The following is a 23,707-nucleotide window of genomic DNA, read 5'->3' as shown; positions in this document are numbered from 1 at the left end:
CTCAGCGGCCGGTCAGATGCCAGGCGTCCTCGGATCCGTCCTCGTCGTCCTCCCCGTCCCCGTCGTACCACTCGTCCGCCGCGGGCCGTCCGGCCAGGTCGTCGGCCACCAGGTCGCGGCCGTAGCCGGCGTCCTCGTCCGCGGGCAGGGAGCCGCGCACGAGCTCCTGGTCGGACGGTCGCGAGCCGGCCGGTTCCGGGATCTCCGCGTGCACCACGTCCTCGGCGTAGGCCTCGGGCGCGTCCTCGCTCGGCGCCGCCGCCGGCGGGGTGTCCCCGCGGATGGTGGCGAGCAGGGCCGCCAGGTCGTCCGGCTTGACCAGCACGTCCCGGGCCTTGGACCCCTCGGAGGGACCCACCACGCCGCGGGACTCCATCAGGTCCATGAGCCGGCCGGCCTTGGCGAAGCCGACGCGCAGCTTGCGTTGGAGCATCGAGGTGGAGCCGAACTGGGTGGTCACCACGAGCTCGGTGGCCTGCAGCAGCAGGTCCATGTCATCGCCGATGTCCTCGTCGATGACCTTCTCGGTCTTCTCCGGCACCACGTCCTCGCGGTACTGGGCCGTCATCTGCGTCTTGACGTGCTCCACCACGGCGTGGATCTCGGACTCGTTGACCCAGGCACCCTGCACGCGCATGGGCTTGGACTTGCCCATCGGCAGGAACAGGGCGTCGCCCTGGCCGAGCAGCTTCTCAGCCCCCGGCTGGTCCAGGACCACGCGCGAGTCGGTGACCGAGGACGTGGCGAAGGCCATCCGGGAGGGCACGTTGGCCTTGATCAGGCCGGTCACCACGTCCACGGAGGGACGCTGGGTGGCCAGCACGAGGTGGATGCCGGCGGCGCGTGCCAGCTGGGTGATGCGCACGATCGCGTCCTCGACGTCCCGCGGGGCGACCATCATGAGGTCCGCCAGCTCGTCCACGATCACCAGCAGGTACGGGTAGGGCTTGAGCACGCGCTTGGAGTCCGGCGGCAGGTTCACCTTGCCGGCACGGATCGCCTTGTTGAAGTCGTCCACGTGCTTGTAGCCGAACGCCGCGAGGTCGTCATAGCGGGTGTCCATCTCGCGGACCACCCACTGCAGAGCCTCGGCGGCCTTCTTCGGGCTCGTGATGATGGGGGTGACCAGGTGCGGGACGCCCTCGTAGGCGGTCAGCTCCACGCGCTTGGGGTCCACCATGACCATACGGACCTCGTCCGGCGTGGACCGCATGAGGATCGAGGTGATCATCGAGTTCACGAAGGAGGACTTGCCGGCGCCGGTGGCCCCGGCCACGAGCATGTGCGGCATCTTGGCGAGGTTGGCCATCACGAAGCCGCCCTCCACGTCCTTGCCGACGCCCATCACCATGGGGTGGTCGGTCTTGCGGGCGGCGTTGGAGCGCAGCACGTCCCCGAGCGCCACGACCTCCTTGTCCGCGTTCGGGATCTCGATGCCGATCGCGGACTTGCCCGGGATCGGCGAGAGGATGCGCACGTCGGAGGACGCCACGGCGTAGGAGATGTTCTTGGACAGCGCGGTGACCTTCTCCACCTTGGTGCCCGGGGCCAGCTCGATCTCGTAGCGGGTGACGGTCGGCCCGCGGGAGAAGCCGGTGACCTCGGCGTCCACCTTGAACTGCTGCAGGGTCGAGGTCAGGGCGGCCACCACGGCATCGTTGGCCTCGGTCCGGTCCTTGTGCGGGGGGCCGGCGGGCAGCAGGGAGGACTCCGGCAGGGTGTAGGTGATGTCCCCGCCCAGGTGCAGCTGCTCGGAGCGGGCCGGCATCGGCGGCAGCTCCGCGGGCCGGGCGACCGGTGCGGCGGGAACCGCGGCCGGCGGCACGGTACCGATCGGCTCGGTGGCCGGCCCCGGGCCGTTCTCGGCGGCCCGGTCCGCCTGACCCGGCTGGCGAGGCTGCTCCGCATCGGGCCCGACGCCGGCCGCGTCCTTGGCCCGCGCGATCGCCAGTTCACCAGCGGTCGGGCGCCGGACGCCGGGGGGAACGGCCGGGCCGGAAGCCTCGGCCGGGGTGACCGCCGAGGCGGCGGACGTGGAAGCGGTGGAGTCCGACGCCACGTCGTCGATCACGGCGGTCTCGTAGGCCTCGGTGGCGGTGATCGGCTCGCCGTCGCGGTCCAGGGCCTCGGTAGGCCGCTCCTCGTCGCGGCCGAAGAGCCTGATGCCCTTGCGCTTCCGCTTCCGGCCGTCCTGCGGACCGCCCTGCGCCCGGTCCTGGCGGTCGTGCTCGGTCAGGTAGGACTGGTCGTGGTCGCCGTCACGGTCCGCCCGCGCCGAGCGTCCGGTGCGGTCGGAGCGCTCGGCGACGGCGCCGCCGTCGGGCTGGCCGGTGAGCCAGGCGTAGGCGTCCCGCAGGCGCTGCGGGATCTGGCCCACCGGCGTGGCCGTGACCACCAGCAGGCCGAAGAGCACCAGGACCACCATCAGGGCCCAGACGGGCCAGGGGGTGAGCAGGGAGGCCAGCGGGGTGGTGGCGAGGTAGCCCACGATCCCGCCGCCGGCCAGGAGGTCATCGAAGGACTCCGCCACGGTCGGCAACCCGGCCACGAGGTGGGCGATCCCCGCGGCGCCGACGGTCATGGTCAGCAGGCCGATGGAGATGCGGCCATTCTCCCGGTGCTCCTGGGGCGTGCGGAAGTACCGCACGGCCACGACCAGCAGCACGGCCGGGAACAGCAGGGCGGCCCAGCCGAGCGTGCCGGCCGCGACCTGGTGGACCACGGTGCCGTAACCCGGTGCACCACGCAGTCCCCACCACTCGACGGAGCCGATGACCAGGGCGAGGACCACGAGGAAGAACCCGGTGCCGTCCCGGCGGTCCTCGGGCTCGATCCGCGCGTCGCGGCCGATCTTGCGCACCCCGGCGCCGAGGGGCGTGGCCAGGGCCATCCAGAACCCGCGCAGCGCGCGCACGAACAGGTTGCCCTGCGGCTCGGGCGGTGGCTCGGGCGCGGTGCGTTTGCGCGCAGTCGTCGTCCCGGACTTCGGCGCCGGACCCTTGCGGGCGGCGGAACTCGAGGAGCGGGTGGACTGCGAACGCGTCGGGGAAGTACGGGTCGCCATGCTCCGTAGGGTACCGTCCGGCGGCCACGCCGGACGGGATCAACACAGGTTGCCGGGCTCGGCCGGCGGCGCCTCAGACCTCCAGGACGACCGGGACGATCATCGGGCGGCGGCGCAGGGTGCGGTTGACCCACGTGCCGATGACCCGCCGGACCACCTGCTGCAGCTGGTGGGTGGTGTGGTCCGCGTTGGACTGCACGGCCTCCTGGAGGGCGCGGGCGATCCTGGGCTTGACCTCGTCGAACACGGAATTGTCCTCGGCCACGCCGCGGGCGTGGATGTCCGGCCCGGAGACGATCGTGCCGGTCTGGCGGTTGACCACGGAGATGATGGAGATGAAGCCCTCCTCCCCCAGCACGCGGCGGTCCTTGAGGTCCGCGTCCGTGATCTCGCCGATCGAGGAGCCGTCCACGTAGACGAGGCCGCACTCCACCTGGCCGACGACGCGGGCCACCCCGTCGGCCAGGTCCACCACGGAGCCGTCCTCGGTGAGCAGCACGTTCTCGTGCGGCACGCCGGTGGCCTCGGCGATCCGGCCGTTGGCGATCAGGTGCCGGGTCTCGCCGTGGACGGGCATCACGAACGTGGGCTTGACGATGTTGTAGCAGTAGAGCAGCTCGCCCTCGGAGGCGTGGCCGGAGACGTGCACCTGGGCCATGCCCTTGTGCACCACGTCCGCGCCGAGCTTCATCAGGCCGTTGACCACGCGGAACACGGAGGTCTCGTTGCCGGGGATGAGGGAGGAGGCCAGGATGACCAGGTCCCCGGCGTCGAGCTGGACCCGGTGGTCACCGTTCGCCATGCGGGACAGCGCCGCCATGGGCTCCCCCTGCGAGCCGGTGCACATCAGCACCACCTGGTGGTCCGGCAGCTGGTCCACCTGCTTGAGGTCCACCAGGATGCCCTCCGGCACGTCCAGGTAGCCCAGCTTGGCGGCGATCCCCATGTTGCGGACCATGGAGCGTCCCACGAAGCAGACCTTGCGGCCGTGGGCGTGCGCCGCGTCCAGCACCTGCTGGATGCGGTGCACGTGGGAGGCGAACGAGGCCACGATCACGCGCCGGCTGGCCCGGGCCATGAGCGATCCGAGGACCGGGCCGATCTCCTTCTCCGTGGTGGTGAACCCGGGAACCTCGGCGTTGGTGGAGTCGGTGAGGAACAGGTCCACACCCTCCTGGCCCAGCCGGGCGAAGGCCCGCAGGTCCGTGATGCGCCCGTCCAGGGGCAGCTGGTCCATCTTGAAGTCGCCGGTGTGCAGAATGGTGCCCGCGGACGTCCTGATCGCCACGGCGAGGGCGTCCGGGATGGAGTGGTTGACGGCCACGAACTCGCACTCGAACGGGCCGAGGCGCTCGGTGTCCCCCTCCCGCACCGCGAGCGTCAACGGCCGGATGCGGTGCTCCTCCAGCTTGGCCTCGATCAGCGCGAGGGTGAGGGTGGAGCCGATCAGCGGGATGTCCGGACGCAGGCGCAACAGGTACGGCACCGCGCCGATGTGGTCCTCGTGGCCGTGCGTCAGCACCAGGCCGACCACGTCGTCCAGGCGGTCCTCGAGGTAGCCGAAGTCCGGCAGGATCAGGTCGACGCCCGGCTGGTACTCCTCCGGGAAGAGCACCCCGCAGTCGACGATGAGGATCTTGCCGTCCATCTCGAAGACGGTCATGTTGCGCCCCACCTCGCCGAGGCCCCCGAGGGGCACCACCCGGCAGGTGCCGGGCTTCAGCGCGGGCGGCGTGGACAGACGGGTCCCTGAGGCCATGGGGTTCGGTCCCTTCTAGAAGGTCAGTCCGGCTTCCGCGAGGTCCGCCCGGATGATGGTCTGCTCGTCCTCGGTGGCCTGGACCAGCGGCAGCCGGACCACCGGGGAGGGCAGGTGGCCCTGCCAGTTCAGGATCAGCTTGGAGGAGACGGCCCCCTGGATGTGCGTCATCACAGCCCGCTGGTACGGGTCCAGCCGGAAGTGCGCCTGGCGCGCCGCGGCCAGGTCGCCGGCGTTCATGGCGTCCACGAGCTGCCGGTACAGCCGGGTGGCCACGTGGGCGGTCACCGAGACCACGCCCACGGCGCCCAGGGTCATCAGCGGCATGGTCAGCGAGTCCTCGCCGGAGTAGATCTCCAGGTCCGTGTGGGCGGCCACGAGGGTGGTGGACTGGAAGTCGCCCTTGGCGTCCTTGAGCCCCACGATGTTCGGGTGCTGCGCCAGGGCGATGAGGGTGTCCGGATTGATGGGCATGACCGAGCGCCCGGGGATGTCATAGAGCATCACGGGCAGGTCCGTGGCGGAGGCGATGGTCTCGAAGTGGGCGCGGATGCCGGCCTGGTTGGGCTTGTTGTAGTACGGGGTGACCAGCAGCAGCCCGTCCACGCCGGTCTTCGCGGCCAGCTGGGACAGGTGCGTCGAGTGACCCGTGTCATTCATGCCGGTCCCGGCGATGACCTTGGCCCGTCCCCCCACCGCCTCCACGACCGCCTCGAACATCGCGATGTTCTCCTCGTCCAGCAGGGTCGAGGTCTCACCGGTGGTACCGGTGATCACCAGCCCGTCCGCCCCCTCGTCCACGAGGTGGTTCGCCAGTGTCTGGGCCGAGTCCAGGTCCAGGCTGCCGTCCTGCGTGAACGGCGTCACCATGGCGGGGATGACGGTGCCGAAGGTGGTCTCGGGGCGCGCGGCAGGGGTCTCGATCATGGGGCCAGACTACCTGCGAGAATGACGTGCGGTACCGATCCGGCACACGCCGGCGAGCAAGGAGTGGCCCATGGCACAGACCCCGGCGGTGAGACGCCGCATCCCTGGTGTGGACGCGGCCCGGGGGCTGGCCCTGCTGGGCATGATCGCGACCCATCTGGCGGGGCTGGTCACCGCCCACGGGACCGAGCCGACCGTCGTCGGGCTCCTGTTCGCGGGCAAGTCCTCGGCCCTGTTCGCCACCCTGGCCGGGGTGGGGCTCGCCCTGCTCAGCGGCGGCGCGGGATCCCGCGCGGCGCCCCACCGGGGCCCGCTCCTGGCGTGGGACCGGCGGCGGGTGGCCGTGCGCGCGGTGCTGATCTTCGTCCTCGGGCTGGCCTGCGGTTTCCTGGACATGAATGTGGCCGTCATCCTGGCCCACTACGCCGTGTTGTTCCTGGCGGCCCTGCCGTTCCTGCACCTCGGGGCACGGGCGCTGGCCGGCTGGGCGGCCGGCTGGATCCTGTTCTCCCCCGTGGCCGCCAGCCTGTTGTCCGCGGCGATGCAGTCGGCCCTCGGCGGCGCCGCCTATGTGGACGGTTGGCGGCTGTGGTCCAATCCCACGCTGATGGACCTGTTCGCCCGTCCCGGGCTGCTGGCCTGGGACCTGCTGTTCACGGGGTACTACCCGGTGCTGCAGTGGCTGGGCTACGTGCTGTTCGGGCTGTTCCTGGGCCGGCTGCGGCTGGAGCGGCTCTCGGTGGCCGGCCTCGTGGCCGCGGGCGGCGCCGCGGTGGCCGCGGTGGCGTACCTGCTGTCCCGCGGCCTGCAGTCCCTGCCGGGCGTGACCGAGGCCCTGGCCGCCGGCACGGGCGCCGGCACGCGGGCCCTGTCGGCCGAGCTGGTGACGGGGGCCAGCCTGTCCACCGAGCAGGTCCAGCACCTGCCGGTGTGGTTCACCCTGGCGACCCCTCACTCCGGGGCCCCGCTGGACCTCGTGCTGACGTGCGGGACCTCCGCCCTGGTGCTGGGGGCGTGCCTGCTGCTGACCCAGGTGGCGCGGGGGGCGCTGACCTGGCCGTTGATGCCGCTGATCGGCGCCGGCGCCTTGCCCCTGACCCTGTACGTGGGGCACCTCGTGGCCCTGGACGTCTTCGAGTCCGCCACGGCGGACTGGCCGCGTGCCGGCCTGCTCATCGCCTACTGGGTGGGGTGCCTGGTGGCCGGGACGGTCTTCCGCGGCTTCGGGTGGCGGGGTCCGCTGGAGTGGCCGCTGGCCAGGGTGTCCGGCACGCTGGCCGGTGCGCGTCCCTGAGGGTGGATGGGGCCGCGGAGCTGGCTCAGCGGCCGGTTCGTCCCGGAGCGCCGTGCGGAGATGACCTCCGCCATCATGGACACCGCGGTCTCCTCCGGGGTGCCGCCCCCCAGGTCCAGGCCGAAGGGCGCCCGCAGCCTCGCCAGCTCCTGATCGGTCAGCCCCAGCTCGCGCAGTCGCTCGCGGCGCTCCCGGCTGGTCCGCCGCGATCCCATGGCCCCGACGAAGGCGGCCGGCGAGCGCAGGGCTCTGGCCAGCAAGGGGTCGTCGAACTTCGGGTCGTGGGTGAGCGCGCACAGGACCGTGCGGTGGTCCACCTCCAGCTCGTCGAGGTACTCGTGCGGCCACCGCACGACGATCTCGTCGGCGTCGGGGAACCGCGCGCGGGTGGCGAACGCCGGCCGCGCATCGCAGACGGTGACGCGGTAGCCGAGCACGGCGGCCTGCCGGGCGAGGGCGGCGGCGAAGGCGTTGGACCCGAAGACGACCAGCCGGGCCGGCCCGGGATAGCTGCGGACGAAGTAGTCGGAGGACGGCGCCGCCCCGGTGCCGGGAACGGTCACGACGCCGGACCGGGACTCCCGCAGCAGGGCGGCGGCCTGGGCGAGCGGCGCCTCCGAGGCCGCAGCCGGGTCGCGGGCGGTGACGGTGCCGCGCCACCCGAGTGCCGGGCCCGACAGCGCCGTGACGGAGGCGACCGCCTCGCCGGACGTCACGGTCGCGGCGAGGCGGCGGACGGAGCCCAGATCAGCCGGACCGACCCGTTCGAGGAAGACGCGGATCGACCCGCCGCAGGTCAGCCCGACGGCGAACGCGGCCGCGTCGCTGTAGCCGTAGTCCTGCAGTTCGGGCCGGCCGGTCGCGGCCACCTCCTGGGCCCGGGCGTGGACGTCGGCCTCCACGCAGCCGCCGGAGAGGCTGCCGACGACCGCACCGTCGCCCAGGACGGCCATCTGGGTGCCCACGGGCCGCGGCGCACTGGAGGACGTGGAGACGACGGTGGCCAGCACGAAGCCCTCGTCCCGGTCCAGCACCGGTCCCAGGGCGGTCCAGAGATCGTCAGGTTCGGACACCCCGGCTCCCCTCCACGGCCTCACGGCGCGTCCACCACAGCAGGTCCGCCGGCGTGTCCAGGTCCCGGCCCGTGGCCAGGTCACCCACGTCCACCACGTCCACCGCCTCGGGGTGTGCCCGCAGCCAGAGGCGGCCGGCCGCATCGCCCTCCGCCAGGGCGGCCGCCTGCCGGGCCAGGGCCAGGGGGAACACCAGGGGGTGGCCGCGGACCAGGCGGCCCCGCGCGTCCGGGTAGCCGGCCGCCGTCACCCGCCGGCCGGTGACCTCCTGCGCGGCGGCGTCCAGCAGCCGGGCGACGACGGCCTCGCCGAGGCCCGGCTGGTCCACGAGGGCCAGCATGATCGAGCCGTCGCCCCCGCCCCCCGGGGCGGACAGGAGCCGGCCGGCGGCGTCGATCCCGGCCCGGAAGGAGGAGCCCAGGCCGGACTCCCAGTCGGGGTTCGCCACGACCCGGCAGCGTCCCGGCTCCGGGGTGCCCGTCCCGGCGGCCTCCAGCGCATCGCGCACGATCCTGCCCGAGGCGCCCACGACCACGACCACCTCGTCGCAGCCACCCCGCCTCAGGGCCGTCGCCGCGCGGACCACCAGGGGCTCCCCGCCCTGCCCGTGGTCGAGGCGCAGCAGGGCCTTGGGGCCACGGCCCAGGCGGCGGCCGGCGCCGGCGGCCAGCAGCACGCCCACCACCGGACGGGGCGGCTCCGGGCTCACAGGAACGCGTCGGCGGTCGCGGGCAGGTCGCGCACCCGGATCCCGGTGGCGTGATAGGCGGCGTTGACGACGGCGGCGGAGGTGCCGACGATGCCGATCTCCCCGATCCCCCGGGAGCCCATGGGGGTCGCGCGCTCATCGACGTCGTCGAGCCACTCCACCTGCAGGTCGCCGATGTCCGCGTGCGAGGCCACGTGGTAGGTGGCGAGGTCCTGGGTGACCACGTGACCGAAGCGGGCGTCCCGCACCGATTCCTCGAACAGCGCGGCCGACAGGCCCATGACGAGCCCACCGAGGAACTGCGAGCGCGCCGTGGTGGGGTTGATCACCCGACCGACCGAGTAGACGCCGAGCATCCGGGGCACCCGCACCTCGCCGGTCCAGCGGTGCACGCGCGCCTCCGCGAACACCGCGCCGAAGGAGTGCATCGCCAGGTGCTCGGTATCGGGATAGGACTCGGCGGTCGAGGTGGTGTGGACCCCGGGGTCGGGGTCCTCGCCGTGGTCGGCGCGGAACTGCTGGGCGGCCTGGGTGATGGCGGTGCCCCAGGAGCCCGTGCCGGACGATCCACCGGCCACGGTGGCGAAGGGCAGGCGCGTGTCGCCGATCTCCAGGTCGATGCCCTCCTCCACGCCGACGCCCAGGGCGTCGGCGGCGATCTGCTGCAGCACCGTCCGGGCCCCCGTGCCGATGTCCACGGCGCCGATGGAGACCCGGTAGCGGCCGCCGCCGAGGGCGGCGATGCGCGCCGCGTTCCCGGGGAAGAAGTTGGCGGGATAGGTCGCGGACGCCACGCCCGTGCCCACCCACCAGTCGCCGTCCAGGGTGGCGCGCGGCTCGGCGGGGCGGTCCGCCCATCCGAAGCGCTCGGCGCCGCGGTGCAGGCAGTCCACCAGTCGCCGGTTGCTGAACGGGTTGCCGGAGTCCGGGTCGACCTCCGGCTCGTTCCGGACGCGCAACTGCACGGGATCGACGCCGGTGGCCACGGCCAGGTCGTCCAGGGCCACCTCAAGGGCGTACATCCCCGGCATCTCCCCCGGGGCCCGCATCCACGACGGGACCGGGACGTCGAGGGAGGCCACCCGGTGGCTCGTCCGCCGGTGGGGCCCGGCGTACATCATCCGGGCCGGGACGGCGGCGTGCTCCACGAACTCCTTGATGACGGAGGTCTGGACCGTCACCGCGTGCTCCAGCGCGAGGATCCGCCCGTCGGGTTCGGCCCCGATGCGGATCGCGGAGACGGTCTGGGTCCGGTAGCCGGTCAGGGGGAACATCTGCTGGCGGGTCACCGCCAGCTTCACCGCCCGCCCCTCGGCCCACCGGGCAGCCAGTGCCACCGCCACCTCCGGGCCGTGGGGCGGGCCCTTGCTGCCGAATCCGCCGCCCACATAGGGCGCCAGGACCCTCAGCCGGTCCTTCTCCAGCCCCAGCATCGGCGCCAGGGTGGACGCCACGCTGTGCACGCCCTGGGTGGAGTCCCACATCGTCAACGTCCCGTCCCGCCACAGTGCCGTGGCGGCGTGCGGCTCCATCGCGTTGTTGTGCTCGTGGGGCGTGGTGTAAGTGTGCTCGATGCTCACCGGCGCGGCGGCCAGCGCCGCCTCGACGTCGCCCTGTTCGGTGTCCGTGGCGGAGCCCACGCTCGAAGGGTCGGGGCGGTAGGTCTCGGCGCCCTCGAGGGTCGCCGAGAAAGGTTCGGCCTGTTCGTGGACCCGGACCAGCCGGGCGCCCTCCCGGGCGGACTCGGGGGTCTCCGCCAGCACCATGGCCACGATCTGGCCGCGGAAGCCGATCCGGTCGTCCTGCAGCACGGCCAGCTCGCGGTCCTCGGCGTCGGCCAGCCGCGGCGCGTTCGTGTGGTCGAGCACGGCCACCACGCCGGGATGGTCCAGGGCCTCGCTCGCGTCGACGCGCAGCACCCGGCCCCGGGCGGACGTGGAGGTCACCAGCCAGCCGTGCAGCGGCCGGCCCGCCCCGGCTGCGGCCTCGACGGCGGCCTCGGCGTCGTTCTCGACGGCGTAGACGGCGCGGCCGGTGACCTTCTCCCGGCCGTCGACGCGTTCCCTCGCGATGCCCATCGACACGGCGCGCACCGGGTTCGCGGTCATCGTGTCCCCCGCCGATCGGGTCCGCCGGCGAGCCGGGAGAGGGCCGCGGTGGTGGCTCCCCGCAGCAGCGGACGCTTGTACTCGGTGTCCGGGCCGAAGGCCGCGTCCTGCAGCTCCGCGTCGACGGCCCGGGCGATGGTGGACTCCTCGGGCCGCTCCCCGCGCAGTGCCTCCTCCGCGCGGCCGGCCCGCCACGGTTTGTGCGCGACCCCGCCCCAGGCGAGCGCAATCTCGGCGACCGTGCCGTCGTCGCTCAGCGTCAGCGCGGCGGCGACCGAGACCAGGGCGAAGGCGAACGAGGCCCGGTCCCGGGTCTTGACGTACGTCGAGTGCCGGGCCAGGGCGGAGGCCGGCAGCTCGACGGCGGTGATCAGCTCCCCGTGGGCGAGCGTGGTCTCCACCTCCGGGTGGTGCCCGGGCAGGGTGTGCAGGTCCGCCATCGGGACCCGCCGCTCGCCGTCGGGACCCAGGACCACCACGACGGCGTCCAGTGCGGTGAGCGCGACGGCCAGGTCGGAGGGGTGGGTGGCCACGCAGGCCTCGCTGGCCCCCAGTACGGCGTTGTAGCGGCCGTAGCCCCCGAGCGCCGAGCAGCCGCTGCCCGGTTCCCGCTTGTTGCACGGGGTGGTGACGTCCTGGAAGTAGACGCAGCGGGTGCGCTGGAGCAGGTTTCCCCCGGTGGTGGCCTGGTTGCGGATCTGGCCGCTGGCCCCGGCCAGCAGGGCCCGGCTGACGCCGGGCCACCCGCCGCGCACCAGCGGATGGGCGGCCAGGTCGCTGTTGCGGACGTTGGTGCCGATCCGCAGCCCGCCGCCGGTCTGCTCCACCGCGTCGAGGGGGAGCCTGCTGACGTCCACCAGCCGCTCGGGGGTGCTCACCCCGAGCTTGAGGTGGTCGACCAGGTTCGTGCCCCCGCCCAGGTACCGGGCCCGCGGGTCCCCGGTGACGGCGGCGACGGCCTGCTCGGCGGTGGCCGGGGCCTCGTAGGTCAGCTGCCTCATCGGCCCGCCACCTCGCGGACGGCGTCGAGGATGCCCACATAGGCGCCGCAGCGGCACAGGTTGCCGCTCATCCGCTCCCGGATCTCGTCGTCGTCGAGGTCGATCTCGGACTCCAGGTCGCCCGTCACGTGGCTCGGGTGGCCCTGGCCGGCCTCCTGCAGCATCCCGACCACCGAGCAGACCTGGCCCGGGGTGCAGTAGCCGCACTGGAACCCGTCGTGGGCCATGAACGCCTGCTGCACGGGATGGAGTCCGCCCTCGGCCCCGTCCTGCCCTTCGCCGGCGAGCCCGGAGGCCGTGACGACCTCGGCGCCGTCGTAGGCCACGGCGAGGGCCAGGCAGGTCAGGTGTCGGCGTCCGTCCAGCAGCACGGTGCAGGAGCCGCACTGGCCGTGGTCGCAACCCTTCTTGGGCGAGGTGTTGCCGACGCGTTCCCGCAGGGCGTCCAGCAGGGTGGCGCGGGTGTCGACGGGGACCTCGTGCTCGGTCCCGTCGATCCGCAGGGTGATGGTCTGCTCCATGGTCCCTCCCAGGGCCGCCTCTGGCGAACGTGACGCTGAGCACACCGTACCCGCGTGCACGTCAGCCCGCCACCGGCGGTTCCCAGGAGGCCCGCTTACGCGGCGGCGTCCGCCGCGTACAGGCGCGCCGCGTCCCGCATGGCCTTCCGGGCCCGGGAGCGGTCCCCGGAGGCGTCATAGCCGAGCGAGAGCCGGTACCAGGAGCGCCAGTCCTCCGGGGACGCCTCGGCCTGTACACGGAACACCTCGAACTGGGCGTCCGCCGCGGCGCGGTCGATCCGCCCGGCCGCCGAGCGGGGCAGGTCGTCCTCGGGCAGGCCGCCCTCCGCTTCCAGGACGCGGCCCATCCGCTCCATGGTCATCCCGAAGCGCAGCTCGCGCCACAACGTCCACAGGCCCACGGCCACGATGCCCAGCACGGCCACGCCGAGGACCTTCGCGGTCGGCTGGGGGGCCTGCAGGAAGGCGAGGGAGGAGCCGATCGCCAGTACGGCGAACAGCAGCATGAGGGCCACGATGGCGGCCACGCCGACTTTGGTCTTCATCGGTCCGGTCCCCGCGCTCAGCCGAGGTCCAGGTAGGCGTCGAGCCCGTAGGCCAGCCCGGGGCGGGAGGCCACGGTCCGCAGCCCGAGCAGCACGCCGGGCATGTAGGCCTTCCGGTCGAAGGCATCGTGGCGGAGCACGAGCTGCTCCCCCGGGCCCCCCAGCAGCACCTCCTGGTGGGCCTCCAGGCCGCGCAGCCGCACGGCGTGCACGCGGACCCCGTCCACCAGGGCGCCGCGGGCGCCGTCCGGATCGTGGGTGGTCGCATCCGGGGAGGGCCCGACGCCGGCCCCGGACCGGGCGTCCGCGATCAGTCCGGCGGTGCGCACGGCGGTGCCGGAGGGGGCGTCCACCTTGTCCGGGTGGTGCATCTCGATGATCTCCACCGAGGGGAAGTGCTTCGCGGCCTGGGCGGCGAAGGCGCTGGCCAGCACGGAGCCCACCGAGAAATTGGGGGCGATCAGCACGCCCACTTCCGGGTGGTCCGCCAGCCGGTCCCGCAGCCTCGCGCGGCGCTCATCGGACCACCCGGAGGTCCCCACCACGGCGTGCAGCCCGTTCTCCACGGCGAAGGCGACGTTCTCGGGCGAGACCTGCGGGACCGTGAGGTCCAGTACGTGGCTCGCGCCGGCGTCGAGCATCCTCTGCAGCGGGTCGGCGGAGCCGAGCTCGGCCACCAGCTCGAGGTCCGGAGCCTCGGCGACCGCTTGCACGGCGTACCGGCCCATCTTGCCGCCCGCGCCGAGGACGGCCACGCGGATCGGGTCAGTGCTGGTGCTGGAGTCAGGCGCAGTCATGCCTTCCAGTTTAGGTGCTAGTGCGGGGCGTCCCCGCCGGGTCCGGCACGGCGGCGCGCTCGTCCCACCGCCCCCCGTTGCGCACGGTGAAGGTCAGCAGCAGCGCCACCATCGCGAAGCCGGCCAGCAGCATCAGTCCCACGAAGTAGCTGTTGTGCTCTGCGTTGTAGGTGGCCCCCATGACCAGCGGCGGGAAGTAGCCGCCCAGGCCGCCGGCGGCGGCGATGATCCCGCCGGTCGTGCCCACGTCCCGCGGGTCGGCCGCCCGCCCGACCCAGCCGAACACGCCGCCGGTGCCCAGGCCCAGGAAGAGCGCCATGATGAGGAACACCGGGCCGTACACGCGTTCCTGGCCCGGCTGCACGGCGACGATGACGGCCAGCACGGCCGCGCCGGCGAAGGAGGTCAGCGTGACGGTCCGCGGTCCGACCCGGTCCGCCAGGACGCCGCCGACCGGCCGGGCGATCACCGCGGCGGCGGCGAAGCCGGCGGTGCGCAGCCCGGCGTCCGTGGCGGCGTAGTCGTAGATGTTGCCCAGGTAGGTGGGCAGGTAGTTCGAGAAGGCGACGAAGGCCCCGAAGACCACGCCGTAGAGGAAGCACAGCTGCCAGGTGACCCGTTGGGAGAAGGCCCGCCGGAGCTTCGGCAGCGCCGGGGTGGGCGTGATCCCGTCCCGGGAGGGCGACTCCCGCAAGAACAGTGCGCACGCCACGGCGACCACCGCCACCACCACGGCGACCAGGAGGTGGGTGGTCAGGTAGCCGATCCCGGCCACCAGCTGCGGGGTGGCGAAGGCGGAGACGGCCGTGCCGACCATGCCGGCCCCGAAGATGCCGGTGGCGAAGCCCTTGCGGTGCGGCGGGTACCACGCGGAGACGAAGGGGATGCCGATCGAGAAGACCGCCCCGGCGATCCCCAGGAAGAACGCCACGATCAGCAGGGGCACGTAGGCGTCCAGCAGCCCGACCAGCCCGGTGACCAGGACCAGCGGCGCCGTGGCCCCGAGCAGCACGGTGAACAGCAGCCGCCCGCCGTAGCGGTCCGTCAGCACGCCCACCGGCACGCGGGCGATCGAGCCGACGAGGATCGGCATGGCCACCAGGACCGCCGTCTGGGTGGGGGCCAGGCCCATCTGCTCGGTGTAGTGGGCGGAGAGCGGACCGATCATGGTCCACGCCCAGAAGCCGACCGTGGAGGCCAGCGTCGCCAGCCAGAGGTTGGGTGCCGGTGTCCTCATGGTGTCCTCCCTAGCGCCGGCGCGTGCCGGGCCGCTCACGGTCCGGGGTGCCGATGGGGTCCCATCCGCGCCGGGTCGGGGTGGAGCCGTGGCCGCCCCGGCGCGCGTCCCGGGAGCGGTAGACGATGTAGGGGCGGAAGAAGTAGTGCAGCGGGGCGGTGAAGGCGTGGACGAGGCGGGTGAAGGGCCAGACCATGAACAGTGCGAGCCCCCACAGCACGTGGACCTTGAAGGACAGTCCGGAGGCGGCCATCGCGGCCACGTCCGGCTGCAGGATCCAGATGGAGCGGAACCAGGGGGAGACGGTCTCGCGGTAGTTGGTCACCGAGTGGTCGAACACGGAGATCGCGGTGGTGGCGAGTCCGGCCAGGATGGCGCCGACCAGCAGGACGTACATGAACTTGTCATTGGCGGTGGTGGCCATGAAGACCGGGCCGGTGGTGCGTCGGCGCCAGATCAGCAGCACGATCCCCGCGAGGGTGCCGATGCCGGCCACGGCGCCGATCCCGAGGGCCATCACGTGGTACATCCCCTCCGTGATCCCGACCGCGTCCGTCCAGCTCTTCGGGATGACGAGCCCCACGATGTGACCCACCAGCACCGCGAGGATGCCGAAGTGGAACACGGGCGAGCCGATCCGCAGCAGCCGGGACTCGTAGAGCTGGCTGGACCGGGTGGTCCAGCCGAACTGGTCATAGCGGTAGCGCCAGATGGTCCCGCCGATCACCACGGCCAGCACCACGTAGGGCAGCACGCCCCACAGCAGGATGTCTCCGATCCCCGGCTCAACGTCGCGCATGCTCTGATCCTCCCGAGGTGGGCGTGAAGGGCAGCAGTCGCGGATCGGCGGGGTCCAGTCCGACGCTCTCGGTGGGCGGGCCGTAGCCGGCCATGGCCTGCACCGCGTTCCTGTCCTCCGGGGAGGGACCCGGCAGCGTGGAGCAGACCAGCGCGAGGACCCCGGAGTGGGGCAGCTCGTCCTCCTGCAGCGCCAGCCGCAGCAGCTCGAGCGAGGGCCGGTAGCGCTGCAGCATGTCGTAGCCGGACTCGGCATCCACGCGGGCCGCGAACTCCAGGACGAGGGGCAGGTAGTCCGGCAGCTCGGCGTCGTCCAGCACGCAGCCGGCCGCCCGGTACACCTCCTTGAAGGCCGCGAGGGCCTCGCCGCGGCGCCGGGTGTCCCCGTCCGTCCAGTAGGTCAGGTGCAGGCTGTGCCGGCGCGAGAGGTCGAACTCCTGCACGTACTCGGCCTGCACCTCGTGCAGGGGGCGGGCGGTGAGCCAGGTCAGCAGCGGCTCCGCCGGCCCGACGCCGGCCCCCACCTCCGCGAGCGCGTCCCGGACCGGCCCCAGCCTCTGCAGCAGGGCCGGGTCCGGGTAGGACAGCAGCAGGGCGGCGGCCTGCCGGACCACCGCGCTGCGGTGGGGGTCCGGGTCGCGGTACTCCCCCGGGTCCACGGACCCGGGACCGGCCGCGCCGAGCAGCCTCTCGAGCAGCCTCATGCCGTCTCCCCACTCCGGGTCCGGGTGCCGTCGGCGGGTCCGGGCGGTTCCTGGCGCTGCCCGACGTCCCGGGCCGTCCGCTCGGGGAACAGCCCCTCGGGGCTGCCGTTGCCGTCCCAGTTGAGCAGGTTGACGCGGCCGGCCAGCTGGGTGTTGCCGGTGGGGTCGTCCGCGGTCTGCCGGGACTGCAGGGCCAGGAAGTTCTCCTGTGCCACGGGCACCGGGCGGCCGGAGGCCTCCCCGAGCCCGCCCAGCTGGCCCATGCCGGGCCCGCCGTCCACGTCGAGGGAGCAGCCGAGCTCCTCCAGGTTGTGGGCGTCCTCCACATGGGCCGAGGGGATGACGTAGCGCTCCTCGTACTTGGCGATCGCCATCAGCCGGTACATCTGACGCATCTGGGCGCCCGTCATGCCCACGGCCGCGGCGATCGACTCGTCCGCCTCCCCTCCCAGGGTGATGTCCCGCATGTAGGAGCGCATGGCCGCGAGCTTGCGCAGCACGCCGGTCACCAGCTGCGTGTCCCCCGCCGTGAACAGCTCGGCGAGGTACTCGACCGGGATGCGCAGGGATTCGATGGCGCCGAACAGGTTGCCCGCGTCCTCGCCGTCGTGCCCCTGGTCCTTGAGCAGGTCCACCACCGGCGAGAGCGGCGGGACGTACCAGACCATCGGCATGGTCCGGTACTCCGGGTGCAGGGGCAGGGCCACCCGCATCTCCTTGGCCAGCTTGTACACCGGCGAGCGCCGGGCCGCCTCGAGCCAGTCCTCGGGGATGCCCTCGGCGCGGGCCGCGGCGATCACCTCGGGGTCGTGCGGATCCATCATCAGGTCGAGCTGGGCCTCGTAGAGGTCCTGCTCGTCCGGGACGGACGCGGCCGCGGTGACCCGGTCGGCGTCGTACAGGAAGATGCCGATGTACCGGAGCCGGCCCACGCAGGTCTCCGCACACACCGTGGGGATGCCGACCTCCACCCGCGGGTAGCAGAACGTGCACTTCTCGGCCTTGCCGGACCTGTGGTTGTAGTAGATCTTCTTGTAGGGACAGCCGGTCACGCACTGGCGCCAGCCGCGGCAGCGGTCCTGGTCCACGAGCACGATCCCGTCCTCGGCCCGCTTGTAGATGGCGCCCGAGGGACAGGAGGCCATGCAGGACGGGTTGAGGCAGTGCTCGCAGATCCGCGGCAGGTAGAACATGAACGTCTGCTCGAACTCGAACTGGACCTTGTCCTCGGACTCGCGGCGGACCTTCTCCACCATCGGGTCCAGGTGCCCCCTCTGCGTGGTGCCGCCCAGGTTGTCATCCCAGTTCGCGGACCACGTGATCTTGGTGTCCTTCCCCGTGATGAGCGACTTCGGCCTCGCCACCGGGAAGTCGTCGCCGGCCGGGGCGTTGATGAGGTTCTGGTAGTCATAGGTCCACGGTTCGTAGTAGTCGTCCAGTTGGGGCTGCACGGGGCTCGCGAACAGGCCGAACATCTTGGCCAGCCGCCCGCCGGACTTCAGCTTGAGGTTGCCGCGCCGGTTCAGCTCCCAGCCGCCCCTCCATCGCTCCTGGTCCTCGTAGCGGCGCGGGTAGCCCTGTCCGGGGCGGGTCTCCACGTTGTTGAACCACACGTACTCGGTGCCGGCCCGGTTGGTCCAGGCCTGTTTGCAGGTGACCGAGCAGGTGTGGCAGCCGATGCACTTGTCGAGCGCCATCACCATGGCGGTCTGGGCCATGATCCTCATCAGTACTGCACCTCCTGGGAGCGTTTGCGGACCACCGAGATGATGTCCCGCTGGTTGCCGGTGGGGCCGAGGTAGTTGAAGGCCCAGGACAGGTGGGCGTAGCCGCCGATCATGTGGGTGGGCTTGACCAGGATGCGGGTCACGGAGTTGTGGATGCCGCCGCGCCGGCCCGTGGCCTCGGACTTGGGCACGTCGATGGTCCGCTCCTGGGCGTGGTGGACGTAGACCACGCCCTCGGGCATCCGGTGGCTGACGATCGCCCGGCCCACGAAGACTCCGTTGTTGTTGACGCATTCGACCCACTCGTTGTCCGTCACCTCGATCAGCGCCGCGTCCTGGGGGCTCATCCACACCGTGGTGCCGCCCCGGGACAGGGAGAGCATGAACAGGTTGTCCTGGTACTCGGAGTGGATGGACCACTTGTTGTGCGGGGTGAGGTAGCGCAGCGAGATGGACAGCTCCCCGCGCTCGCCGAGCTTCGGCTCGCCGAAGAGCCGGTGCATGTCCAGCGGCGGCCGGTACGTCGGCAGCATCTCCCCCATGTCCTTCAGCCAGTCGTGGTCCAGCAGGAAGTGCATCCGCCCGGTGAGGGTGTGGAAGGGCTTGAGCCGCTCGATGTTCACCGTGAACGGGGCGTAGCGGCGTCCACCGGTCTCCGAGCCCGACCACTCGGGGGAGGTGATCACGGGAACCGGTGCGGCCTGGGTGTCCGCGAAGGAGATGCGCTTCTCCTGGGACCCCGCGGCCAGGTCGGCGAGCCGCACGCCGGTGCGCTTCTCCAGGGTCTCGAAGCCCTGCACGGCCAGCTCACCGTTGGTGGTCCCGGAGAACATCAGGATCGCCTCGGCCATCCGCGCGTCCGTGTCGATCGCCGGACGGCCCGCGGCGGCGCCGGAGTCGAACACCCCGTGCATCCTCGCCAGGCGCTCGACCTCCTCGGTGACGTCGAAGGTCACGTTCTTGGTGGTCAGCCCCAGGGTCTCGGCCAGGGGCCCGACGGCGGCGAACCGGTCCCCGATCGCCGTGAAGTCCCGCTCCACGACCGTCAGGTTCGGCAGGTTCCTCCCCGCCACCGCCGGCCGGTCCGTGCCCCTCCACTCCGGGGCGTGCCCGCCCGGTTGGGCGATCTCCCCCGGCGTGTCATGCTGCAGGGCCGTGGCCACCACGTCCCGCCGGACCCCCAGGTGCGTGGCGGACTGGCGGGCGACCTCCTCGGCCAGCAGCCGGAACAGCTCGAAGTCCGTCTTGGCCTCCCAGGGCGGGGAGATGGCCGGGGTGAAGGCGTGCACGTAGGGGTGCATGTCCGTGGAGGAGAGGTCGTGCTTCTCGTACCAGGTGGCCGCCGGGAACACGACGTCCGAGAGCAGCGTGGAGCTCGTCATCCGGAAGTCGGCCGAGACCAGCAGGTCCAGCTTGCCCTCGGGGGCCTCGTCATGCCACCGCACGTCCTGCGGCCGGGACTCGCCGTGGTCCCCGCCCAGGACGTTGTGGTGGGTGCCCAGCAGGTGCTTGAGGAAGTACTCCTCCCCCTTGGCCGAGGAGCCGAACAGGTTCGAGCGCCACAGCACGAGCGTGCGCGGCCAGTTGGCCTCGGCGTCCGGGTCCTCCACGGCCAGCTGCAGGGTGCCGTCCTGGATCCGCGCCGCGATCCACTCAGATTCCGTGGCGGCTTCGCCGTTCCCGACGGCGGCGCTCGCCTGGTCGGCCACGTCCAGCGGGTTCTGGGTGAACTGGGGATAGAACGGCATCCAGCCCAGGCGGGTGGACTGGGCGATCACGTCCGCGGTGTGCTTGCCCGCCAGGTGGCCTTCCGCGAGCGGGGACTGCAGCGAGTCCGAGGAGTAGCCGTCCGAGCGGAACTGGTCCGTGTGCATGTACCAGTAGGCGGTGCCGATCATGAACCGCGGCGGCCGGGTCCAGTCGCTGGCGGCGGCCAGGGTGGCCCAGCCCGTGATGGGGCGGGCCTTCTCCTGGCCCACGTAGTGCGCCCAGCCACCGCCGTTGCGCCCCTGGCAGCCGCACAGCATCAGCAGGGCCAGGATGGCCCGGTAGGTGGCGTCCCCGTGGTACCACTGGCAGATGCCGGCCCCGAGGATGATCATGGACCGTCCCCCGGAGTCCTCGGCGTTCCGCGCGAACTCCCGCGCCGTGCGGATCGCGGCCTCGGCCGGCACGGAGGTGATGTCCTCCTGCCAGGCGGGCGTATAGGGGCTCAGGGCGTCGTCGTAGCCGGCGGCCCAGTCCCCCGGCAGCCCCTCCCGCCCCACGCCGTACTGGGCCAGCATCAGGTCGAAGACGGTGGTGACCCGCCGCCCCCCGACCTCGGTGACCGGCACGCCCCGGTGCACCACCGAGCCGGAGCCGTCCGCCGCGGTGAAGGCGGGCAGGGCAACCGGCGAGCTGCCGCCGTCGTACCCGGTGGTGTCTGCCACGGACAGCGAGGGCCGCACGCCCTGCAGGTCCAGGTTCCACCGGCCCTCGTCCTGCTCGTTGTACCGGAAGCCGATGGATCCCTGGGGCACCACGGGGGCACCGGCGTCCCGGTCGAGCAGGACCGTCTTGAACTCCGGGTCGGCGGCGCCCGCCTCGGCGGACCCCGGATCCGCGGCGGCGAGGTCCGCGGCGGTGAGGAACTTGCCGGGCACCACCGTGCCGTCCGGTCGCTCGTCCAGCGTGACGAGGAAGGGCAGGTCCGTGTACTGGAGCACGTAGTCCTCGAAGAACGGCACGCGGCGGTCCACGAAGTTCTCCTTCAGCACCACGTGCCCCAGGGACATGGCCAGCGCGGCGTCCGTCCCCGCCTGGGCGGGCAGCCACTCGTCCGCGAACTTGGTGTTGTCCGCGTAGTCCGGGCTGACGGAGACCACCTTGGTGCCCCGGTAGCGCACCTCGGCCATCCAGTGGGCGTCCGGGGTGCGGGTCACCGGGACGTTGGAACCCCACATCATCAGGTAGGTGGCGTCCCACCAGTCCCCGGACTCGGGCACGTCCGTCTGGTCCCCGAAGACCTGCGGGCTGGCCACGGGCAGGTCCGCGTACCAGTCGTAGAAGCTGTTCATCACCCCGCCGATGAGGTTGATGAAGCGGGCCCCGGCGGCGTGGGAGACCATGGACATCGCCGGGATCGGCGAGAAGCCGGTGCAGCGGTCCGGGCCGTAGGTCTTGATGGTGTGCACGTGGGCGGCGGCGGAGAGCTCCACGGACTCCCGCCAGCTCGCCCGGACCAGCCCGCCCTTGCCCCGGGCCTGCTGGTACTCGCGGCGCCGCACCGGATCGCCCACGATCGACTGCCACGCCAGCACCGGATCCCCGCCGTGCTCCCGCTTGGCCTTCCGGTACATCTCCAGCAGGGTGGCCCGGACGTAGGGGTAGCGGACCCGGGTGGGCGAGTAGGTGTACCAGGAGAACGCCGCGCCGCGAGGGCAGCCGCGGGGCTCGTACTCGGGGCTGTCCGGTCCCACGGTGGGGTAGTCGGTCTCCTGGGACTCCCAGGTGATGATGCCGTCCTTGACGTACACCTTCCAGGAACACGAGCCCGTGCAGTTCACCCCGTGGGTGGAGCGGACCACCTTGTCATGGCTCCATCGGTTGCGGTAGAAGGAGTCGCCGTCCCGGCCGCCCTCACGGAAGACGGCACGGCCGTCCTCGGTCTCGTCCCAGCGGGTGAAGAACCTGCCGATGTCCAGGAGTGCCTGCGATGCCGGACCGTCCAATCCGGGCTTGACCGGGGTCGTCATGGGACCACTGTAAGCAGGAAAGGGCCCCGGCGGCAGACCATCTTTTCAGTGATCTACCGCCGGGGCCGGAGCCTTTACCTACCGCTCAGTATCCGAAATGATGAAAGGCTTGCCACCTGATCCTGAACGCATTTCGGACCATGACGATGCGCTAATCCGCGTTCCTGGCGGACTGCACCGGCGCGCGGCCCGTGTGCGCGCGGGAGGAACCCACGACGTTGCCGGACTTCCAGTCCGCCCAGCCCGGCCGGTCCACCATGAAGGCCTCGATCTCGGAGGTGCTGGCCACCAGCTTCGGATCGTGCTTCAGGTAGTGCTTCGTCTCGCGGGCGATCAGGCCGGAGAGGATCAGGAGGCCGATGAGGTTCGGCAGGGCCATCAGGCCGTTCATGATGTCGGAGAAGCTCCAGACGATGGACAGTGGCACGGTGCAGCCGATGAACACCACGATCGAGAAGACCACCCGGTACGGCATCACCAGGCGCTGGCCGAAGAGGCGCTCCACGTTGCGCTCGCCGTAGTACGACCACCCGAGGATCGTGGAGAACGCGAACATGATCAGGCCGACGGTGACGATCCAGTGGCCCCATTCACCGGGCAGTCCGTGGGAGAAGGCCTCGCCGGTCATCAGCGCGGCCGAGATCTGCTCGCCGGTCGCCTCGTCGATGACGTTCCAGGCGCCGGTGGTGATGATGACCAGTCCCGTGCACGTCACCACGATCAGGGTGTCGATGAAGGTCTGTGTCATGGACACCAGTCCCTGACGGACCGGGTGGGAGGTCTGCGCCGCGGCGGCCGCGATGGCCGCAGAGCCCAGTCCGGATTCATTGGAGAACATGCCGCGTGCCACGCCGTACTGGATGGCGATGATGAGGATGGATCCGGTGAAGCCGCCCACGGCGGCGGTGCCGGTGAAGGCATCGGTGAAGATCAGGGCGAAGGCGGCGGGGATGTCGACGATGTTGGCGATGAGGATGTAGAGCGACGCGGCCACGTAGAAGACGATCATCACGGGGACGAATCCGGCGGTGACCTTGCCGATGGACTTGATGCCGCCCACCAGGACCAGCAGGGTCATCACGGTCAGGATGATGCCGGTGACCCACGGGGCGACGTTCCAGGAGCCCTCCACGTTGGCGGCGATGGAGTTGCCCTGGGTCATGTTGCCGATGCCGAAGGACGCCAGGAAGGCGAAGACGGCGAAGGAGAGAGCCAAGATCTTGCCGACGGGCCCCCTGATGGCCTTCTGCAGGTAGTACTGGGGTCCGCCGGACTTGTCGCCGGCCTCGTCCGTGGTGCGGAAGCGGACCCCGAGGTAGGCCTCCGAGTACTTGGAGGCCATGCCGAGCAGTCCGGTGACCCACATCCAGAACAGGGCTCCGGGCCCGCCGATGCCGATGGCGGTGGCCACGCCCACGATGTTGCCGGTGCCGACGGTCGCGGCCAGGGCGGTGGTCAGGGCCTGGAACTGGGAGATGTCGCCCTCGGAGTCCGAGTCCCGGCGGCGGATGATGCCGAGGTTCAGGGCCGGGAAGAGCTTGTGGAACTGCAGGAAGCCCAGCCGGATCGTCAGGTAGAGGCCGGTGCCCAGCAGCAACGGGATGAGGAAGAACGGCCCCCAGACGAACGAGCCGATGTTGTCCAGCACGACTTGCAGTTGATCCATGGTGGCGTTCCGGTCCCTCTCATCACGGTGCGGTGCCCGA

At 71.9% G+C, this 23,707-nt stretch carries 17 protein-coding genes; 1 reads left to right on the top strand and 16 read right to left on the bottom strand.

The genetic code is table 11. The annotated features are described in order from the left end of the window. Position 1: 1 nt before the first annotated feature. The 3 genes from RE421_RS08375 to dapA all read right to left on the bottom strand — a co-directional run bounded on the left by RE421_RS08375 (position 2) and on the right by dapA (position 5,750). Positions 2-3,064 (bottom strand): DNA translocase FtsK 4TM domain-containing protein, encoded by a 3,063-nt coding sequence (locus RE421_RS08375; protein ID WP_309808692.1) that lies wholly within the window; start codon positions 3,062-3,064, stop codon positions 2-4. Between the two features lie 73 nt (positions 3,065-3,137). Next, positions 3,138-4,823, bottom strand: coding sequence for a ribonuclease J (locus RE421_RS08370; protein WP_309808690.1), 1,686 nt, complete (start codon positions 4,821-4,823; stop codon positions 3,138-3,140). A 15-nt stretch (positions 4,824-4,838) separates the two neighbouring features. Continuing rightward, complete coding sequence (gene dapA, locus RE421_RS08365; protein WP_309808687.1) at positions 4,839-5,750, bottom strand: 4-hydroxy-tetrahydrodipicolinate synthase; 912 nt, start codon at positions 5,748-5,750, stop codon at positions 4,839-4,841. Between the two features lie 70 nt (positions 5,751-5,820). Between dapA and RE421_RS08360 the strand changes: the two genes are divergently transcribed. Further along, positions 5,821-7,044, top strand: coding sequence for a heparan-alpha-glucosaminide N-acetyltransferase domain-containing protein (locus RE421_RS08360; protein ID WP_309808685.1), 1,224 nt, complete (start codon positions 5,821-5,823; stop codon positions 7,042-7,044). On the opposite strand, the gene RE421_RS08355 is transcribed toward RE421_RS08360, so the two are convergent. The 13 genes from RE421_RS08355 to RE421_RS08295 form a co-directional block, all read right to left on the bottom strand. Further along, positions 6,930-8,117, bottom strand: coding sequence for an XdhC family protein (locus RE421_RS08355; protein WP_309808680.1), 1,188 nt, complete (start codon positions 8,115-8,117; stop codon positions 6,930-6,932). The two genes, RE421_RS08360 and RE421_RS08355, sit on opposite strands and share 115 nt — an antisense overlap. After that, entirely contained in the window at positions 8,104-8,826 is a 723-nt protein-coding gene (locus RE421_RS08350; protein ID WP_309808679.1) for a nucleotidyltransferase family protein, read from the bottom strand. The genes RE421_RS08355 and RE421_RS08350 overlap by 14 nt, the downstream gene beginning before the upstream one ends. Next, complete coding sequence (locus RE421_RS08345; RefSeq protein ID WP_309808676.1) at positions 8,823-10,934, bottom strand: xanthine dehydrogenase family protein molybdopterin-binding subunit; 2,112 nt, start codon at positions 10,932-10,934, stop codon at positions 8,823-8,825. Before RE421_RS08345 ends, RE421_RS08350 begins: the two co-directional genes overlap by 4 nt. Further along, entirely contained in the window at positions 10,931-11,935 is a 1,005-nt protein-coding gene (locus tag RE421_RS08340; protein WP_309808674.1) for a xanthine dehydrogenase family protein subunit M, read from the bottom strand. The genes RE421_RS08345 and RE421_RS08340 overlap by 4 nt, the downstream gene beginning before the upstream one ends. Then, positions 11,932-12,456: a 2Fe-2S iron-sulfur cluster-binding protein gene (locus RE421_RS08335; RefSeq protein ID WP_309808672.1), complete on the bottom strand. Its 525-nt coding sequence runs from the start codon at positions 12,454-12,456 to the stop codon at positions 11,932-11,934. Before RE421_RS08335 ends, RE421_RS08340 begins: the two co-directional genes overlap by 4 nt. A 95-nt stretch (positions 12,457-12,551) precedes the next feature. Next, complete coding sequence (locus RE421_RS08330; protein WP_309808670.1) at positions 12,552-13,001, bottom strand: hypothetical protein; 450 nt, start codon at positions 12,999-13,001, stop codon at positions 12,552-12,554. A gap of 17 nt (positions 13,002-13,018) precedes the next feature. Continuing rightward, positions 13,019-13,798 carry a 4-hydroxy-tetrahydrodipicolinate reductase gene (gene dapB / locus RE421_RS08325; RefSeq protein ID WP_309808668.1) on the bottom strand — a complete coding sequence of 260 codons (780 nt, stop codon included), beginning with the start codon at positions 13,796-13,798 and terminating at the stop codon, positions 13,019-13,021. A 10-nt stretch (positions 13,799-13,808) separates the two neighbouring features. Beyond that, a complete protein-coding gene (locus tag RE421_RS08320; protein WP_309808666.1) occupies positions 13,809-15,035 on the bottom strand; it encodes an MFS transporter in 1,227 nt (408 codons plus the stop codon). Between the two features lie 10 nt (positions 15,036-15,045). After that, on the bottom strand, positions 15,046-15,834 hold the full coding sequence (gene narI / locus RE421_RS08315) for a respiratory nitrate reductase subunit gamma (protein WP_309808664.1): 789 nt from the start codon (positions 15,832-15,834) through the stop codon (positions 15,046-15,048). Next, positions 15,821-16,537, bottom strand: a complete 717-nt coding sequence (gene narJ, locus RE421_RS08310; protein ID WP_309808662.1) for a nitrate reductase molybdenum cofactor assembly chaperone — start codon at positions 16,535-16,537, stop codon at positions 15,821-15,823. Before narJ ends, narI begins: the two co-directional genes overlap by 14 nt. Beyond that, a complete protein-coding gene (narH, locus tag RE421_RS08305) occupies positions 16,534-18,264 on the bottom strand; it encodes a nitrate reductase subunit beta (protein ID WP_309808660.1) in 1,731 nt (576 codons plus the stop codon). Before narH ends, narJ begins: the two co-directional genes overlap by 4 nt. Continuing rightward, entirely contained in the window at positions 18,264-22,001 is a 3,738-nt protein-coding gene (locus tag RE421_RS08300; protein ID WP_309808657.1) for a nitrate reductase subunit alpha, read from the bottom strand. The genes narH and RE421_RS08300 overlap by 1 nt, the downstream gene beginning before the upstream one ends. Before the next feature lie 151 nt (positions 22,002-22,152). Then, positions 22,153-23,667, bottom strand: coding sequence for a sodium:alanine symporter family protein (locus tag RE421_RS08295; protein WP_309808655.1), 1,515 nt, complete (start codon positions 23,665-23,667; stop codon positions 22,153-22,155). Between the last annotated feature and the right edge of the window lie 40 nt (positions 23,668-23,707).

The organism is Citricoccus sp. I39-566 (assembly GCF_031432995.1).
Lineage (GTDB): Bacteria > Actinomycetota > Actinomycetes > Actinomycetales > Micrococcaceae > Citricoccus > Citricoccus nitrophenolicus_A.
The sequence above is the reverse complement of the archived record's forward strand: the minus strand, read 5'-3'. Positions and strand labels throughout refer to the sequence as shown.